This is a genomic window from Kitasatospora sp. NPDC003701 (assembly GCF_053587085.1).
Genome location: NZ_JBSFNM010000108.1, coordinates 1 through 16,940, shown reverse-complemented (window position 1 = coordinate 16,940; position 16,940 = coordinate 1). Strand labels below are relative to the sequence as shown.

The window sequence follows — 16,940 nt, the reverse complement described above, 5'->3', positions numbered from 1 at the left end:
GTGCCCAGCTCGGTGCCGACGGCGGCGGTCAGGTCGGCGAGGGAGGCGAAGGTCGTCACGGTGCGCTCCTGGTGGCAGGCGGGGGCGGGCCCTTCTCACGAAAGCAGGCCGCGAGGTCAGCGAGCCGGCTCGGCCGCGACGTGCGCAGGACCGGTGCCACCGGTCGCCGCGCGGGCGGCCGCGCGCCTGCGGCGCCTGACGAGCAGGACGGTGAGCGCGGCGGCGAGCACGGCCAGGGCGCCGGCGAGCACCCACGGCACCTCGGCGAAGTCGTCGGAGCCGGTCGCCCGGAGACCGTTCGCATCGGCCGTGACGGTGACGTCGCCCCAACCCGTCGGCGCGCCGGACCACTCCTCGGTGACCTGCACCTTCTGCCCCGGGAGCAACTCGGCTGGCACGTTCGCCAGTTGCCGGGTACCGGAGCCCCCCAGGAACACACCGTCGACACGGGCGGAGGCACGGGGGTCGAGCTTCACGTTCCCGGTGTTGTGCAGGGTGTAGGACAGGGTCGAGCCACTGCTGCCGGTCCACGGTACGCGCGGGTTGTGCGCCGCGAACCGCACGTCCTCGACGGCGAGCGCCGGCCGTTGCGCTCCGACGACGCGCAGATAGATCCGGGCTCCGACACCGCGCTGGACGCCGATGAAGGAGCCGGTCCCGGCCGACACGCGGTCGTCGACGGCCACCAGCGCGCCCACGTGGTCCCCGGGCGGGGCGTCGGCGGGAATCGTCAGGGTGAGGCCGACCGTCAGTGCCGAGTGGGCCGCGACCGTGACGACGTCCCGCTCGGGCCTGCCCCAGGCGCCGACGTCGCGCTGGGTCTCCTCGCGGCCGCGTACGGCCAGGCCGCCGTCGCGCTCCGTGTTGTAGGCGTCCGCGACGTAGAGGTGGAAGGTCAGCGGCCCGTCCGTGGTGTTCGTGACGACGGCGCGGTCGGTGAGGGCCGTGCCGGGGAGCGCCGAGAGCTGGAAGGCCGCACGCGGTGTGATCGCGGAGTCCGCCGGCTTGACCGACCACTCGCCGTTGTCGGCGGCACGGGCCTGGGTGGTGAACAGGGCCATCAGGCCGAGAAGGAGGGCGGTGACGACGGGTGCTCTGCGCATGGCGGGCCAGCTTTCGGTGTGCCGCGTGCCGGACGCGAGGTGTGTCCGGCACGCGAGCACGGTCACAGGAGGGTGAGAGTCAGCGTTCCGGAGTAGGTGCCGACGGGGGTGAACTTCGCGATGTCGAGCGACACGGCGGCACCCGCGGCGAACTCGCCGCCGGTCAGGGCGCCGTCACCGGCGGACGCGAGGGTCGCGCCGCCCTTGCCGATCGGTCCGGGGCTGCCCGCCTGGCAGGCACTCGGGCTGTCGGCCTTGGTGGTGCAGGTGGGCGTCCAGCTCAACCGGTCCGCGTCGATCTTTCCGCGCGGTCCGGTGAAGTCGGTGACCTTGCCGGTGAGCGACCAGCCGGCCGTCCCGCCGCGGAAGTCCTTCACGGCCACGGTGTTGAGGGATCCGGTCGAGGCCCCGCCCGCCCCGAAGTCGACCGGCGGGAGCTGGACGGCGTCGGCCGCGGCGGTCATGGAGAGCACGCCGGCGTTGACCGAGGTGGCGATGTGCTGGTCCACCGTCCCCGGGGTGCCGGTGCCGGGGTCGGTCGGGTCCGTCGGGTCGGTGGGGTCGGTGGGGTCGGTCGGACCTGCGGCCGCCCCGACCTTCCACGCCTGGCCGGCACTGTCGTTGCAGTCCCACTGGACCAGCTTGGCGCCCGCCGCCGCGGACCCGTTCTGGATGTCGAGGCACTTGTTGCTGTGCTTGGCGACCATCCGGACGCTACCGTCCGCGAGGTTCTCGAAGCGCCAGCGCTGGTTGTCGCCGGAGCCGCAGTCGTACTGCTTGACCTCGGCCCCGTTCGCGGTCGACTTGTCCGCCACGTCGAGGCACTTGCCGCTGTGCTGGGCCAGCACGCGGACGTAGCCGCCGCTGTTGTCGGTGAACCGCCACTCGGTGTTCAGCCCGCCGTCACAAGCTCCCTGGACCACCGGCACGTTGTTGTCGGAGAGGCTGTCCGTCACCCGCGCGCACAGGCCGCTGCTCTTGGAGGCGATGGTGTTGAGCTGGTCCCCTCCGGCTCCGGCGATCCGGCCCGTAGCGGTGTCGATCGAGAGCTCGGGATACCACGGGAGGGTCATCGTCGTGGCGGTCGGGAACTGCAGCGGGAGCCAGACGTAGGTGGAGTCGTTGACCCGCTTCGGGTCGGCCCCCACGCCCGCCCACCGGTCTCCCATGTAGAGGTAGGAAGTGGTGTCACTGCCCTCGACCGGCAGCACGAAGGCCGTCTGCGAGTCGTGGCCGTCGTGGTTCCCGACGTCCTTCATCTCCGTCCACGGCCCGGTGGGGCTCGGGGCGGTGGCGTACTTCTGCTGGTTCGGGTCCCAGTAGCTGGTGCCGGAGGTGAGCATGAAGTACACGTCCCCGCGCTTGAACAGCGCGGGCGACTCCCGGTGCTGGCCCGGCCAGGGGTTCGCCGCGACGTCCTTCACCTGCGTGTAGTCGTCGGTGAGTTCATAGATCATCAGGTCCGCGTTGTTGTTCGCGGAGGAAATCATGTAGGCCTTGCCCGCGGCCTTGTCCTCGAACACCGTGATGTCGCGCGACATGTACTCGGCGCCCGAGGTGTCCTTCGGCCGGAACGAGCCCTCCCACTGGTAGGAGCCGTCCACCGTGGAGGAGACCGCCACCGCCGCCCGGGCCTCGGCGTAGCTGTCGTCGGCCTCCTTGTGCATCCACATCACGAACTGCTTGGTCTTGCTGTTGTAGAGGACCTTCGGCCGCTCGATCAGCGCGGTGCTCAGCTCCGGGTCGGTCTCCTGGGTGAGGACGTGCCCCCGGGGCTCCCAGCTCTTCAGGTCCTTGGACCGGTACGCCGACACGTAGCGGAACTTGTTGTCCTCGCCGCGGTCCTCACCGAACCAGTAGTAGTAGTCGTCGACCTTGATCACGCCGCCGCCGTGCGCCTGCACCCCGGCTCCGGTCGTGTCCGGGAACTGGTCACCCGCGGTGGTGGTGACCGGTGCGGCCTGGGCCGTTGGTGCCACGGCCGTCACGGCCAGGAGCAGGCCGGCAAAGCCCGCGATTACGGGACCCATTCTTCGCATACAGGTTCCTTGATGCCATCCGCGTGGTCCCGGCCGTCGAGGTCCAGCCTCGGAAGCGCCATCCCGATACACTGAACAGGACCGAACATTTTTACGCGGGAATCAACAGGTGGGAGCCATAGGCTGTCTCACCGAAACGAACGTGTCAACACTTCGCAACATCCGTGACATATGGGCCGCCATCTTGTGACCCACCGGCCCCACAGGACGGTGGGAACCACCGCGCGGCCCTCCTCCTCGCGCGGCTCCCCGGTGCGACGGCGCGTGGTCGGACGAACGACGACGGCCGGGGCCGACCGCGCACCACGCGGTCGGCCCCGGCCGTCCCTCCCCCGGGAACAGCTCCCCCGGGATCAGCTCCGCCGTCGGCGTACCAGGATCACGGCGAGGGCCGCTCCCGCGATCGCCACCGCACCGAGGACGACGGGCGAACGGCGGGGCGCGGGCCGGTCCCCGGGCCACACCTCGTCCAGGTGGGTGTCGAGGTCGGAGTCGAGGTCGGAATCGGTGTGCGATCGGGTGCTGTCGACGACCGAGCGGGCGCGCCGCAGAGCCCCCTTCAGGCCCGTCGACGCGACGCCGGCGGTCCGGCCGGCCACCTGCCGGGTGCGGCCGGCGACCGATGCCGTCCACCCGCGCGCCCGGTCCGGCGCGGTGACCGGCTCGGCGAGGTCGAGCCGGTCGCTGACGAGCTGTGCGCTCTCGCGGAGGCCGTCGGTGTTCTCGGGCAGCGGGATCCCCACCGCCTCGTGCGACCGCGCCCGGTCGGCCGCCGCCGGCGTGGGCGCCTGGGTGGGATCGATGGAGCTCATGGCGACCTGCTTTCCGTCGGATCGGGTGTCGTTCCTCCCGGATGTCCGCTCCGCACACGGGCAAACGGGCCATTTCGTCGGCGCCGGGCCCGATGCGGCCGACGATCGGGGGCCGGGCGGCCGGAGGTCGGGTGGGCGCAGCGGGCGGCGGCGCTCGCCGAACCCCGGCGGACGTCACGGAGAGTGGCAACCACTCTGCCCCGCGCAGCCGTTCCGTCCGTTCCGGGGGCTCCGCCGAACGGATGGTTGCCAGCACCCCGCCAAAGCGGGCTAAATGGGGGGTATGAGCCTGTATCCGGGCGTTCAGCAGGGCCGGACGGCCGGTGACCGTGCCTCCGGCGGAGCAGGCCCGCCCCCGGCCGGCGGTGACGCTCCGCAGCCGGAGGGCCCCGGCTCGGACAGTCCGGAGGGCCCACCACCCGGCGGGGCGACGCCGGGCGCACGCCGGCCGGCGCCCCGCAGTTTCGCCCGGGAGGTCTTCCTCCTCCAGTTGGTCATCGTGCTGCTCCTCGTCGCCGCCGCCGTGGTGGCGCTCGTGCTGCAGACACAGCGCGACACCATGGCCGACGCCCGGCACCGCACCGTCGCGGCGGCCCAGTCCTTCGCCCACGCCCCCGGGCTCCTCGCGGCGCTGAACAGCCCCGACCCCACCGCGACGCTCCAGCCGCTGGCCGAGGAGGCCCGGATCGCGTCCGGCATCGACGCCCTCATCGTGTACAAGCTCGACGGCATCACCCTGACCCACAGCGATGTCTCGCAGCTCGGCAAGCACGTCGTCGGTCCGTACGCCGAGGCCGCCGAGGGCAAGGCGTTCACCAGGACCTTCAAGGGCGCGCTGGGCCCCTCCGTGATCTCGGCCGTCCCCGTCAAGGACGCCTCGGGCAACGTGGTCGCCATCGTCTCCGCCCCGGTCACCGTCGAGGCGGTACAGAACTCGGTGGACCGGCAGTTCCCCGTCATCCTGGGGAGCGCGGCCGCGGCCGTCGCCCTCTCCGCCGGTGCGGCGGCCCTGGTGAGCCGTCGGCTGAGGCGCCAGACCCACGGTCTGGGCCCGGTCGAGATGACCCGGATGTACGAGCACCACGACGCCGTCCTGCACGCGGTGCGGGAGGGCGTGCTCATCACCGGGGACGACGGCCGCCTGCTGCTGGCCAACGACGAGGCCCGGCGGCTGCTGGACCTGCCGGCCGACGCGGAGGGCCGCCCGATCGACACGCTGGGCCTCGACCCCGGCACCGTCCGCCTGCTGGCCTCGGACCGGCTCGCCGACGACGAGGTCCACCTGGCGGCCGACCGGCTGCTGTCCCTCAACAAGAGGTCGACCCGGCCCTTCGGCGGGCACCCGACGAGCGTGGTCACCCTGCGGGACACCACCGAACTGCGGGCGCTGTCGGGCCGGGCGGAGGTGGCCCGGGAACGGCTGCGACTGCTCTACGACGCCAGTTCGCGGATCGGCTCCACCCTGGACGTGGCGCACACCGCCGCGGAGCTGGCCGGGGCGGCGGTCCCCAGGTTCGCCGACATCGTGAGCGTCGAACTGCAGGACCGGGTGCTGCGCGGCGACGAGCCGGGCGGCACGAGCACCGAGCTGCGCCGGACCGCCCTCGCCGGACTCGCGGAGGACCACCCGCTGTACCCCGTCGGCAGGCTGATCGACTTCGCGCCCGGCACACCGATGGCGGCCGGCGTGAACGACGGCCGGTCCGTGGTGGAGCCCCACCTGGCCGGGTCCACCGGCTGGCGGTCCCAGGACCCGGCGCGCGCCCGGCAGATCCTCGACTACGGGGTCCACTCCCTGATGGTCGTTCCGCTCCAGGCCCGTGGCGTGGTGCTGGGCCTGGTGAACTTCTGGCGCACGGAGGCCTCCCCGCCCTTCGACGCCGAGGACCTCGCCTTCGCCGAGGAGCTCGCCCGCAGGGCCGCGGTGTGCATCGACAACGCCCGCCGCTACACCCGCGAGCACGGGACGGCGGTGGCCCTGCAACGCAGCCTGCTGCCGCGCGGAATCCCGGACCAGGAGGCCCTGGAGGTGGCCCACCGCTACCTGCCCGCCCAGACGGGCGTCGGCGGCGACTGGTTCGACGTGATCCCGCTCCCCGGCGCCCGGGTCGCCCTGGTGGTCGGCGACGTCGTCGGCCACGGCCTGCACGCGGCGGCCACCATGGGCCGGCTGCGCATCGCGATCCACAACTTCTCGGCCCTCGACCTCCCGCCCGACGAGCTGCTGAGCCATCTGGACGACCTGGTGGCGCGCATCGACGACCAGGACGGGGGCACGGGCTCCGCGAACTCCGCGAACTCCGCGAACTCCGGGGACGACACCCCGGCGATCACCGGTGCCACCTGCCTCTACGCCGTTTACGACGCCGTGTCCGGGCGGGTCACCGCGGCCACCGCGGGACACCTGCCGCTGGCCGTCGCCCGCCCGGACGGGACGGTGACGTTCCTGCGTCCCCCGGTCTCCCCTCCGCTGGGTCTGGGCGCCGGCCTGCCGATGGAGACCGCCGAGCTGACCGTGCCCGAGGGCTCGCGACTGGTCCTCTACACCGACGGCCTGCTCGCCTGCCGCGACCGCGACGTGGACGCGGCGCTGGAATCGCTCGGCGAGGCCCTCGGCGGACCGGTCCGCCCGCCGGAGGCCACCTGCGACGCCGTGGTCGAGTCGCTGCTGACCTGCCGCCCCCGCGACGACGTCGCACTCGTGGTGGCGCGGACCAGGCTCCTCGCCCCGGAGCGGGTCGCCGAGTGGGAGGTGCCGTCCGACCCGGCGGCGGTCGGCCCGGTGCGCAGGGCGTGCGCCCGCCGGCTGGAGGAGTGGGGCCTGGAGCAGGTCGGCTTCGGCACCGAGCTCATCCTCAGCGAGCTGATCACCAACGCCGTCCGGTACGGCGCGCAGCCGATCCGCGTCAGGTTGCTCCTCACCGAGACCCTGGTCTGCGAGGTGTCCGACGGGAGCAGCACCGCGCCGCACATCCGCCGTGCCCAGGACACCGACGAGGGCGGCCGGGGTCTCTTCCTGGTCGCGCAGTACGCCCAGCGGTGGGGGACGCGCTACTCGTCGCGGGGCAAGACCATCTGGACCTCCCAGTCGCTCAGCAGCGGCGCGGCGCCGGAGGACGGGTCGTCGGCGGACGTCCTGCTCGATCAGTGGGACGACGTGGAGCTCTGACCGGGGGCGCGGAGCCGTCGGCGGTCCACCCGCGGCGGATTCCGCCGGAGGCGCGGGGGCACCCCGCGCTCCCGTCCGGGGCCCGGTGGAACAGTGCGTCGGAACACGCCCCGGGAGAACCGGGCCACGCCGGGTGCGGGCCCGGTGCCGGACACCGGGCCCGCCTCCTCCGGAGGGGGTGCTCACGGGCGTCGACGGCTTCGGCCCGTGCTCCGGGTTCACGGCCACCACGGCCGCCGGGTGCTACCCGTGCCGCGCCGTCCGGCGGCGGCGCACGAGCACGAGCACCCCGGCGCCGACAGCGAGCGCGGCGGCGCCGGCGCCGGCGATCGCCGCGTCGTTCCCGCCGCCACCCGTGTGGGCCAGGCTCTGCTCCCTGGCGTCCGCCGTGGTCTTCGCCTGGACGACCGCCGCCGGCTGGATCTTCAGCGGTGCGATGGTCGGGTTGTCGATGGGGATCGGCAGCGGCGGCTGGTCGACGCCTTCGGACTCGGCGGGGGTCGACGGCGGGGACGACGGGGTGGGGTGGGCGGTCGTGGGAGCGGTGGTCGGTGCGGGCGAGGCCGGGCGCGTCGGCGAGCTCGCCGGGCTGCTTCCCGCACTCGTGGGCGTCAGCGTCGGTGTCGTCGTCACCACGGGAGCCGGGGTGGTCGGCTTCGCCGTGGGCACCGGGGCGGTCGTCGTCACCACGGGAGCCGGGGTGGTCGGCTTCACCGTGGGCACCGGGGCGGTCGTCGTCACCACGGGAGCCGGGGTGGTCGGCTTCACCGTGGGCGCCGGGGCGGTCGTCGTCACCACCGGGACCGGGGCGCGGGTGGGCGTCGCCGTCACCACGGGCGCCGGAGGCTTGATCCTGAAGCCCGCGCAGCCCGCACCGCACGCGCAGCCGAAGCTGCCCCGGTCCACCGGCAGACCGGTCCGGTCGTCGAGTTGCGCGGCGAAGAGCACGGGGGCCACTCCGGCCTTGCCGGCCGGCGCCTGGGCGGAGAACGAGGTGCGGACCTTGAGGGCGAGGGTCTTCCCCTTCCGCAAGGCCACGAGTGCCTCGTCCGCGACGTTGCCACCGTCCGTGCCGCCGAGCACGATCAGGACACCGTCGTTAGCGCCCTCGCTGCCGGGGGCGAGGGAGCCCTTGAGCCAGTCGGTCCGCCCGGGCAGCTGGTACTCGACCTTGAGGTCGGCGACGCGGAGGTCGCCGGTCGTGTTCTTGAACTTCAGCAGGGGGAAGGCCACAAAGTCATGAGCTGACGGATTGTCAATGGTGTAGCTGAACTCCTTGGCCGCACCGCCCACTTCGAAGTCGCGCGGGACACCCGACACCGTCGGCTCCAGGCCTCGCTGCAGTGAGGCGTCGATGCGCGGGGCGGCAGCCGACGGACCGGCCGGGGACGTGCTCGCCGGGGACGCGCCGGGCGAGGAGGCGCCCGCCGCACCCACCGTGAGCGTTGACAGGACGAGCGTGGTGGTGCCGGCGAGAATCAGGTTGCGGCGGGTGGACAAGTGATCACCTTCAGAGGAGGAGGAAGTCCCGACACCGCATCGGTGTCTGCCGTGAGGGAGACGAGGGGCGGCCCCCTCGTCCCGCAGGTATGCGGGTTCGTTATCTCCCGCCCCGTGCGGCCCTCGCCCCTCCCCCGGTGATCAGGCGTTCGACAGCCGGCCCGGGCGGACGTCCGTCCCGTCGATGTTCTCCTCGACCCAGTCGCGCAGCCGGGCGAGCGGGACGGCGGCACCGTGCCCCAGCGCGGTGAGGGCGTACTCCACGTGCAGGGGCACCGCGGGGTAGACGGTGCGGGTCACCAGGGCGGCGCCCTCCAGACGGCGCAGGGTCTGGGTGAGCACCTTGGGACTGACCCCCTGGAGATGCCGCTGGAGCTCGCCGAAGCGCTGCGGCCCCGCTTCGAGTGCTCCGATCGCCAGCGCCGACCATTTGTTGGCCAGCAGGTCGAGCATGGCCCGGCAGGGGCACTGAGCCGCGTAGACGTTGTGCTCGTCGTGCTGACCGGTCGCGCATTCCAACACGTTGAACCACTCCTCACCTGGTTACTTCCTATCGGGAAGTAGTAGACCTTGCGGGTAACTATAGGCGACTGGGTACGGTCGGCGACATCAGCGGGGAGGCCCAACGGGAGCCTCCCGCCGTTCTCTGCCTTGGGAGTCGACATGTCCGTGAACTCGATGCGCGCGGTGGTTCAGGACCGCTTCGGCGGTCCGGAGGTGCTGCGGGTCGCGCAGGTGCCGCGCCCCACCCCGCTGCCGACGGAGGTGCTCGTCCGGGTGCGGGCCGCCGGCGTCAACCCGGTGGACTGGAAGACCCGCGCCGGCGGCGGGATGGCCGGTGTGCTGGGCGAGCCGCCGTTCGTCCTCGGCTGGGACGTGTCCGGGGTGGTGGAGGAGGTCGGCTTCGGGGTGAGCACGCTGCGGCCCGGCGACGAGGTCTTCGGCATGCCGTGGTTCCCCCGGGCGGCCGGCGGCTACGCGGAGTTCGTCACCGCGCCGGCCCGCCAGTTCGCCCGCAAGCCCGCCGGCCTGAGCCACGTCCAGGCGGCGGCCGTCCCGCTGGCGGCCCTCACCGCGTGGCAGGCCCTGGTGGACACCGCCGGGCTCCGTTCCGGTCAGCGCGTGCTGATCCACGCCGCCGCCGGCGGGGTCGGCCACTTCGCGGTGCAGATCGCCAAGCACCTGGGCGCCGAGGTGATCGGCACCGCCAGCAGCCGCCGGCACGACTGGCTGACCGGGCTCGGGGCGGACCGGCTCGTCGACTACACCACCACCCGGTTCGAGGACGTCGTCACCGACGTCGACGTGGTCCTCGACCTGATCGGCGACGAGCACGACCGCACCAGCACGCGCTCGCTGGAGACGCTGCGCCCCGGCGGCCTGCTCGTCGCCGTCCCCTCCGGAGTCTCCCCCGAGCTCTTCGCCGCCGCCGAGAAGCACGGCGTGCGGGCCAGCGCCTTCCTGGTCGAGCCCGACGGCGCCGCCCTGACCCGGCTCGCCGAGCTCGTCGACGCCGGCGCGGTGGCCGTGGAGGTCGAGGAGGTCTTCGGCCTGGCGGAGGCCGGCCGGGCCCACGCGCACGGCGAGACCGGCCGCACCCGCGGCAAGCTCGTCCTGGATCTCAGCTCCTGAACCCGATCCCTTCCCTACGGCGGCCACAACTCCCCCTCACTCTCGGCGACTTCACCCCTCAGAAGGAGCACCTGCGATGTTCTACGAGATCCGCCACTACCGCACCAAGCCCGGTCGCCGGGACGCATGGCTCCGCTTCATGGACCAGGTCGTCATCCCCTTCCAGACTTCGAAGGGCATGGTGATCACCGCCTCCTTCGTCGACGAGGAGGATCCGGACGGCTACCTCTGGATCCGGCGGTTCGAGGACGAGGCTCAGCGGGTCGAGGCGTACGCCGCCGTCTACGAGAGCGAGCGCTGGACCGACGAACTCGGCCCGGCCGTGGAGGACCTGCTGTTCGTCGACCGGTCCGTGGTCACCCGCGTCGTGCCGACACCCCGGTCGCTCCTGCGCTGACCCCGCCGTGCCCGATCAGGGCCCGGTCGAGCCCTGATCGGGCCCGACCGGGCCCTCGTCGGGTTTCCGCACTGCCGGGACCGGCGGCGGGGGTCACAGCTGGAGGGAGACCTTTCCCTTGCACCCGGCGTCCGCACCGCACGACTGGGGGAAGAGGCGGAGCGTCTCGTCGACGGCCCCGGTGCCCTGGGCACCGAGGAGTTGTCCGGACTGACGGTGCTGGAGGCCCGTCCCGCCGCCCGGCAGGTTCACGGTCTGCCAGACCTGGCCGGCGCCGGCGCGACAGGGGTGCTGCACGACCGCCGCCGAGGCGCCGCCGGTCGCGTCGAGGCAGCCGCCGTTCCCGGCGCTGATCACCGAGTAGCCGGCGCCCGACGCATCGGGCCGCAGGTACCAGCTCTGGGCGGTCGTGCCGCCGCAACCGTTCAGGTACGGCGCGACTTCGTCGACCGTTTCGACCTCGTCGGCCTCGACACAGGTGTTCGGAGCCGCCAGTCGCAGCTTCACCACCCGGTCCCCCGGGGCCGGGGCCTGGCCGCCGGAGGCCGAGTAGACCCCGGCGGAGAGGCCCCCGCCCCCGCCCTTGCCCGTCGAGGCCGTCGACGCCGTCGAGGCGGTCGACTTGGCGGACGGCCCGGTGGTGCGGGCCGCGCCGGGGCTCGCCTTGACCGGGGCCGCCGTCGACGCGGCGGGCGCGGGGCCGGCCGAGGGTCCGGCGGGGTCGGTCGTCGAGGGGGTTCGACCGGAGGCCGCCGACGGCTCCGACGACACCGAAGCGGTGGCCGTGGTCGGCGCGGCGGCGGCCTCGATCCGCGCCCGGGGCGCCGAGGGCGCGGCCGGTTCCGGGCCGCCCGACCGGGGACCGGCCGGCCCGGGGCCGGTCCCGAGGGTGACCAGCACCGCCGTCGCGGCCACCCCGGCCACGGCGGCACCGATCGCCGCCTTCGCTCCGTGGGCCGCTCCGAACCGGTGCGCCGCGCCGACCAGGATGCCGCCGCCTGCGCCGGCCCCCAGCGAGTGACCGCCGTCCCAGAGGACGAGGGCGCCGAGTCCGGCCGCCCGCAGGCGCCGGTTGACGTCCCGCATCTCCTCCAGGCACGAACGGCAGTCCCGGCACTCGTCGAGATGGCGTGCCAGCCTCTTGGCCATCCGCTTCGACGGGCGGTGGACCGCCGCCGCGATCTCGGGGGCGTACGCCTCGCACTCGGCGGACGCCGACCGACGGACGTGGGCGACGAGGTAGGCCTCCCGCAAGCCCTCGCGAGCGCGGGAGGCCAAGGAGGAGACACCGCTCGGGCTCAGACCGAGCAGGGGGGCGATCTCCTCGACCGCCCGCTGCTCGACGACGGCGTGCCAGAGCACCGTGCGCCAGCGCTCCGGCAGGGACTGGTAGGCCTCGGCGACCAGATGGCGCTCGGCCGTGGCGGCGAAGAGGTCATCGGGCGAGAGGACCTGCTCCTGGCGGTCGGCCCAGTCACCGAAGTCGGAGGTGAGCAGGGTGCGCCGCTCGGCCGTCGACCAGGCCATGGCGGTGTTGCGGACGACGGCCAGCAGGTACGGGCGCCAGTTCTCGCTGGGCCCCGACCCCGTCCGCACCGCCGCCAGGGTCCGGGCGAAGGCTTCGCTCGCCAGGTCCTCCGCGCTGTCGGCGCGGCCGGTCACGATCCTCGCGTAGCTCAGGGCCGCCTTGTGGTGGCGCTCGTAGAGCTCCGCGACCACCCGGTCGTCCCCGCTCCGCAGCCGTGCGGTCAGCCGCGCGTCGCTCTCGGGTGCCGGGCCCTCCGCGCCGGTCCCCTCCGCGGGTACGGCCGACGCACCGCGCACGGCCGACGCACCGGGTACCGCCGAAGCACCGGGCACGGCCGAACCGCCGGCTGCGGGCGTCGGGGACGAGTCGGCGGATCCGGAGAGCGGGCGCTGGCGGCGCGGCATGAGGGGCCCCTTCGAGTTGAGCACGGTGGTTCCTGTCGCCGGGGAACGTGGCCCCCGGATCTGTCGCTCCCGGCCGCCTGCCGGGATTGCCGTCACGGCGACGGGAGAGGGTGTTCGCTGAGTCGGATCCGTTCCCGGGCGCGCGTCCGCGCCGTACGGGTTCGCGGGTGCGCACGCGCCCGCCTCACGGGAGGGGAGAGGACGGAGAGCCGCAGAGGTGCGCCGGCCGGAGGGTCCGACAGCCACCGGAAGTCCCGGCCGCCGGACCGCCGAGCGGGATCGGTCCACCTGACGCTCCCCGAGCACGGCGGTACCGGCCCTGGCACGGCGCCGGCCGACGCGCGGGACACCGCGACGTTCGTCTCCGGACGGCCGGGTGCCGAGGATCCGTCGGCCCGTCTCCCCGGCGCCGGACGACCCGTCCCGCCATCAGCCGTTCGTCGTGGTGGGGCTGTCCCTGGGGGACTCCGGAGCCGAGGGCCCCGTCCCGGCGGGGCTCGGCGGGACCGACGGTTCGGCCGGACCCCCCGACGGGGAGTCGCTCGGCCGTCCGGGCGGTGGCTCCGCAGACGGCCGGCGCGTCTCGGCGGGACTCGACGGGGGCGGTGTCCCGTCACCCGCGCGGGTCTCCGCCGTGCCGCCGGACGCCCCGGGCCCGGACGGCGGCGGCCCCGCGGCCGTCGACGGCCCGGAGGTCACCGGCGGGTGCCCGGAGGAGGAGGGTCTCGGCGTGCCCGGGGCGGTCGGCCGGGCCGGGCCCGACGCCCCCGTCGTCGCCCGTGACGACGCGGTCGGGGCGGCGCCGACGGGCCTCCTGCCCGTGCCCGCGGTACTGCCCACCGCGGGTGCGGACGGACGCGCCGTCGGGCGGAGCGAGGCATCGGAGGCGGGGACGCCGGCGGGGGCGGAGGTGGATCCCGGCCGGGGAACGCCGCCCCCCGAGCCGTCGTGCTGCGCGGCCGCGGTGCCGCCCACCAGCGCGGAGGCCGAGACGGCCAGGCTCCACCACAGCACGCGGCGGGAGCGCCACCGCCGGCCGGCCCGCTCCGAGGGGGCCGCCGGTCGCGGCCGCGCGGCGTGCACGACCTCGGAGACGGGGTGGATCACCACCGTGGGTTCCTGGTCGGACCGGTACGTCCCGCGCTCCGCCGGCGGGGCCGCGGAGGAGCAGGAGGTGCAGGACGACGCGGGCGGCCGGGCCGCCGGGGACCGCCCGTCCGCGAAACGGCCGGCAGCACCGTCCGGGGAGCCCCGCAGTGCTGCCATCGACCGGCACGTCCGATCGGCGATGTCGACGGCACGGGCGCGCCGGACGTCCTCGGAGTCGTCCCGACCGGTGGCCGCGGGCGGGGCCTCCCGCTGTCCCGCGGCCCGCACCACGGCCCGCAGGATCTCCCGCCGGCACGCCTCGGGCAGCGACATCATGACCTCCCCGGCCCGCCGGCCCATGACGTCGTACGCCGCCGACGGATCGACCGCCGACGGATCGACCGCCTCCCCCGCGGCCGCCGGGCGCGCGGGCACCGCGACGCCGGCGTGCGCACCGGGAGTCGCGCGGGGCCGGCCCGCGGGCGACGACCCGGGACCTCCCCCGCCCCACGCACCGACGACGGCGGTGGCCCGCGCGTCCTCGGTGGAACCGGGGCCGCCGCCGCCCTCGTCGTCCGGACCGGGACCCGCTCCTCGATCGCCCTGCCCCGGCGTCTCGCCGCGGGGCACGAAGGTCCTCCAGGACGCTGCGGGCTCTCTCACTGTTCTCCCTAGAGTGCGCCTCGGCACGCGACGATCCGCATGCACCGGTCCCAGTGAGGGAGCCCCGAAGCCCACCGTCGTCCCGGGGGTTTACCGAAGCGTTATCGAGCGTTGTCGACGGCTTCCCGGGGGCGGGAGGCGGAGGAGCCGCCGATGGGGCGCTCGCGGCCGGCCGCGGTGCCGGAGAGGCCGCTCCGGCGGAGTGGGGACAGCCTGCTGTTCGTCCCCGATCACCCTCTATCCTGATCGTCGATGACGGGTTGCGTTCCGGGGCCGCAGGGGCGGACGACGAGCCCTCTGGAATGTGGGTGAGATCGTGGCGGACACGGCGATGCTGGCACCACAGCGAAGAGCGGTCATACTCGAGCTCGTCCGGCGCGACGGCGCGGTCCGGGTGGCCGAGCTCGCAAGCCAGTTCTCTGTCTCCGAGATGACGGTGCGGCGGGACCTGGACGTCCTGGCCCGCTCCGGAGCGGTCGAGAAGACCTACGGCGGAGCGGTGGCCGGGTCCGCGGCCGAGGAACCGGCCTTCGAGGCCAAGTCCCGGCTGGAGCCGTCGGCGAAGGAGGCCATCGCGACCGGTGCCGCCGCCCTGGTGGAACCGGGCAGTGTGGTCGCCATCGCCGGCGGGACGACCATGCACGCCGTCGCCCGGCGCCTGTTGGCGATCCCGGGCCTGACCCTGGTGACCAACTCCTTGCCGATCGTGGACCTCGTGCGGGGCCACGTGGCCAAGCAGGGCGCCGACGGTCCGGCGCTGCTGCTCACGGGCGGGTCGATCACCCCGTCGGCCGCCCTCGTCGGACCGCTCGCCGACCAGAGCATCCGCTCGCTGCACGTGGACCTGGTGATCCTCGGCGCCTACGGCGTGTCCGAGCGGGCGGGGCTGACCACCCCCAATCTGGCGGAGGCGCAGACCAATCGTGCCCTGATCGCTTCGGCCCGCCGGGTGGTCGTGGTCGCGGACCACACGAAGTGGGGCGTGATCGGGCTCAGCGGCTTCGCCACGCTGTCGGAGGTCGACTGCTTCGTCACCGACGACGGACTGGACCAGGCCGCCCGCCTGGTCCTGCAGGAGAAGGTCGGTCGGTTGGTCGTCGCGGAGCAGCCCGCGTAGCGGTCGGTCCGAGCGGGGCGAGCCCCGACGGATCGGAGCCGCACGGCCGTGACCCGGCCGCCCGGTCGACGGCAGCGCTGCGTCGGCCGGCCCGGCAGCCGACGGCAGCACGGCACCGCCGGCCAGAACGGCGTGGGCCGGCCCCGCAGGATCGCGGGGCCGGCCCACGCCGTCGGGCGCGGGTTCGGCGCGGTCCGCCTCCACCGCCCTCGGGCCGGTCAGAAGGTGCGGCGGGCACCGGCCGCGGGGACGGCGGCGAACGTGCGGGGGGCGGTGTGGCCGGCCTGCCGGAAGGCCGTCTCGACCGCGGCGGTGACGGTGGGCGCCGCGGCGGCGTCGACCAGGGCGATCACCGAGCCGCCGAAGCCGCCGCCGGTCATCCGGGCACCCAGCGCACCGGCGTCGACGGCCGCGGTGACGGCGAGGTCCGTCTCCGGGCAGGAGACGCCGTAGTCGTCCCGGAGCGAGGCGTGCCCGGCGGTCAGGATCGGACCGAGTGCGCGCAAGTCACCCGCGTCGAGGAGGGCCACCGCCTGCTCCACCCGCGCGTTCTCGCCCACCACGTGCCGTACCAGCGGGCGGAGTTCGTCCGGCAGCCGGTCCAGCGCGGCCGGCAGCCCGGCCGGGCCGAGGTCGCGCAGGGCGGGCAGGCCGAGGAGGGCGGCGGCCCGCTCGCAGCCGGCCCGCAGCCGCGCGTACGCGCCGTCGGCGAGGTCGTGCTTGACCCGGGTGTCGACGACGAGCAGCCGCAGTCCGGCACCGAGGAGGTCGAGCGGCACGTGGCGGGCGGAGAGGTCGCGGGTGTCGAGGAAGAGGGCGCCGCCCTCACGGCAGCACATGGACGCCATCTGGTCCATGATCCCGCAGGGGACGCCGACGAAGGCGTTCTCGGCACGCTGCGCGATCCGGGCCAGTTCGGGGCCGTCCAGCCCGAGGTCGTACAGGTCGTTGTAGGCGGCGGCCAGCACGCACTCGATCGCCGCCGAGGAGGAGAGGCCGGCGCCGGTCGGCACGTCGCTGTCGATGTGCACGTCGGCGCCGCCGACCCGGTGGCCGGCCTCGCGCAGGGTCCAGACCACGGCGGCCGGATAGCGCGCCCAGCCGTCCACGCCGCCGGGGGTGAGGGCGGTGACGTCCAGTTCGACGGTGGTCCCGTCGCCCTGTTCGCTGTACAGCCGCAGCAGCCCGTCCGACCGCGGGCGGACGGTGGCGCGAGCCGCCTGGGGCAGGGCGATCGGCAGGACGAACCCGTCGTTGTAGTCGGTGTGTTCGCCGATCAGGTTGACCCGTCCGGGGGCCGTCCAGACCCCGGACGGGGCGGGGGGCGCGGTGGGGTCGAGGGTACGGACCGGGTTCGTCATCGGGACTGCTGCCTTCCGCTGCTCCGCTCCTGGGTGAACTTCCAGGCGTCGGCGACGATGTCGTCCAGGTTCGGACGGCTCGGGGTCCAGCCCAGCGCCTGGTGGGCGCGCTCGGCGGAGGCCACC

11 protein-coding genes and 1 pseudogene are annotated in these 16,940 nt (G+C 74.5%); 4 read left to right on the top strand and 8 right to left on the bottom strand.

Going from position 1 to position 16,940, the window contains the following annotated elements; translation table 11 throughout:
* Nucleotides 1-116: 116 nt before the first annotated feature.
* From ACWDRR_RS42770 to ACWDRR_RS42755, 4 genes and pseudogenes are all read right to left on the bottom strand, one after another.
* Entirely contained in the window at nucleotides 117-1,103 is a 987-nt protein-coding gene (locus ACWDRR_RS42770) for a DUF916 domain-containing protein (RefSeq protein WP_449777741.1), read from the bottom strand.
* A gap of 62 nt (nucleotides 1,104-1,165) precedes the next feature.
* Nucleotides 1,166-2,176, bottom strand: coding sequence for an RICIN domain-containing protein (locus ACWDRR_RS42765; protein ID WP_449777743.1), 1,011 nt, complete (start codon nucleotides 2,174-2,176; stop codon nucleotides 1,166-1,168).
* 189 nt (nucleotides 2,177-2,365) lie between these two features.
* Nucleotides 2,366-3,133: pseudogene (locus ACWDRR_RS42760) on the bottom strand (family 43 glycosylhydrolase); the annotation flags it as partial.
* 362 nt (nucleotides 3,134-3,495) lie between these two features.
* A complete protein-coding gene (locus tag ACWDRR_RS42755) occupies nucleotides 3,496-3,954 on the bottom strand; it encodes a hypothetical protein (RefSeq protein ID WP_449777740.1) in 459 nt (152 codons plus the stop codon).
* 283 nt (nucleotides 3,955-4,237) lie between these two features.
* On the opposite strand from ACWDRR_RS42755, the gene ACWDRR_RS42750 reads away from it, so the two are divergent.
* Nucleotides 4,238-7,123 carry a SpoIIE family protein phosphatase gene (locus ACWDRR_RS42750; RefSeq protein ID WP_449777739.1) on the top strand — a complete coding sequence of 962 codons (2,886 nt, stop codon included), beginning with the start codon at nucleotides 4,238-4,240 and terminating at the stop codon, nucleotides 7,121-7,123.
* Between the two features lie 243 nt (nucleotides 7,124-7,366).
* On the opposite strand, the gene ACWDRR_RS42745 is transcribed toward ACWDRR_RS42750, so the two are convergent.
* Together ACWDRR_RS42745 and ACWDRR_RS42740 are read right to left on the bottom strand one after the other, a co-directional pair.
* Nucleotides 7,367-8,623 (bottom strand): LPXTG cell wall anchor domain-containing protein, encoded by a 1,257-nt coding sequence (locus tag ACWDRR_RS42745; RefSeq protein ID WP_449777738.1) that lies wholly within the window; start codon nucleotides 8,621-8,623, stop codon nucleotides 7,367-7,369.
* Nucleotides 8,624-8,764: 141 nt separating this feature from the next.
* A complete protein-coding gene (locus tag ACWDRR_RS42740) occupies nucleotides 8,765-9,145 on the bottom strand; it encodes a winged helix-turn-helix transcriptional regulator (protein ID WP_449777737.1) in 381 nt (126 codons plus the stop codon).
* A 141-nt stretch (nucleotides 9,146-9,286) separates the two neighbouring features.
* Between ACWDRR_RS42740 and ACWDRR_RS42735 the strand changes: the two genes are divergently transcribed.
* Together ACWDRR_RS42735 and ACWDRR_RS42730 are read left to right on the top strand one after the other, a co-directional pair.
* The gene (locus ACWDRR_RS42735) at nucleotides 9,287-10,255 is read left to right on the top strand and encodes an NADP-dependent oxidoreductase (RefSeq protein ID WP_449777736.1); all 969 of its coding nucleotides are present in this window, start codon (nucleotides 9,287-9,289) and stop codon (nucleotides 10,253-10,255) included.
* 76 nt (nucleotides 10,256-10,331) lie between these two features.
* Nucleotides 10,332-10,652, top strand: coding sequence for an NIPSNAP family protein (locus tag ACWDRR_RS42730; RefSeq protein ID WP_449777735.1), 321 nt, complete (start codon nucleotides 10,332-10,334; stop codon nucleotides 10,650-10,652).
* A 93-nt stretch (nucleotides 10,653-10,745) separates the two neighbouring features.
* Here ACWDRR_RS42730 and ACWDRR_RS42725 read toward each other — a convergent pair whose 3' ends face one another.
* Nucleotides 10,746-12,584: a sigma-70 family RNA polymerase sigma factor gene (locus ACWDRR_RS42725; RefSeq protein WP_449777734.1), complete on the bottom strand. Its 1,839-nt coding sequence runs from the start codon at nucleotides 12,582-12,584 to the stop codon at nucleotides 10,746-10,748.
* A 2,083-nt stretch (nucleotides 12,585-14,667) separates the two neighbouring features.
* Between ACWDRR_RS42725 and ACWDRR_RS42720 the strand changes: the two genes are divergently transcribed.
* Nucleotides 14,668-15,453 carry a DeoR/GlpR family DNA-binding transcription regulator gene (locus tag ACWDRR_RS42720; protein ID WP_449777742.1) on the top strand — a complete coding sequence of 262 codons (786 nt, stop codon included), beginning with the start codon at nucleotides 14,668-14,670 and terminating at the stop codon, nucleotides 15,451-15,453.
* Nucleotides 15,454-15,671: 218 nt separating this feature from the next.
* Here ACWDRR_RS42720 and galK read toward each other — a convergent pair whose 3' ends face one another.
* Entirely contained in the window at nucleotides 15,672-16,814 is a 1,143-nt protein-coding gene (galK, locus tag ACWDRR_RS42715; RefSeq protein WP_449777733.1) for a galactokinase, read from the bottom strand.
* Nucleotides 16,815-16,940: the final 126 nt, after the last annotated feature.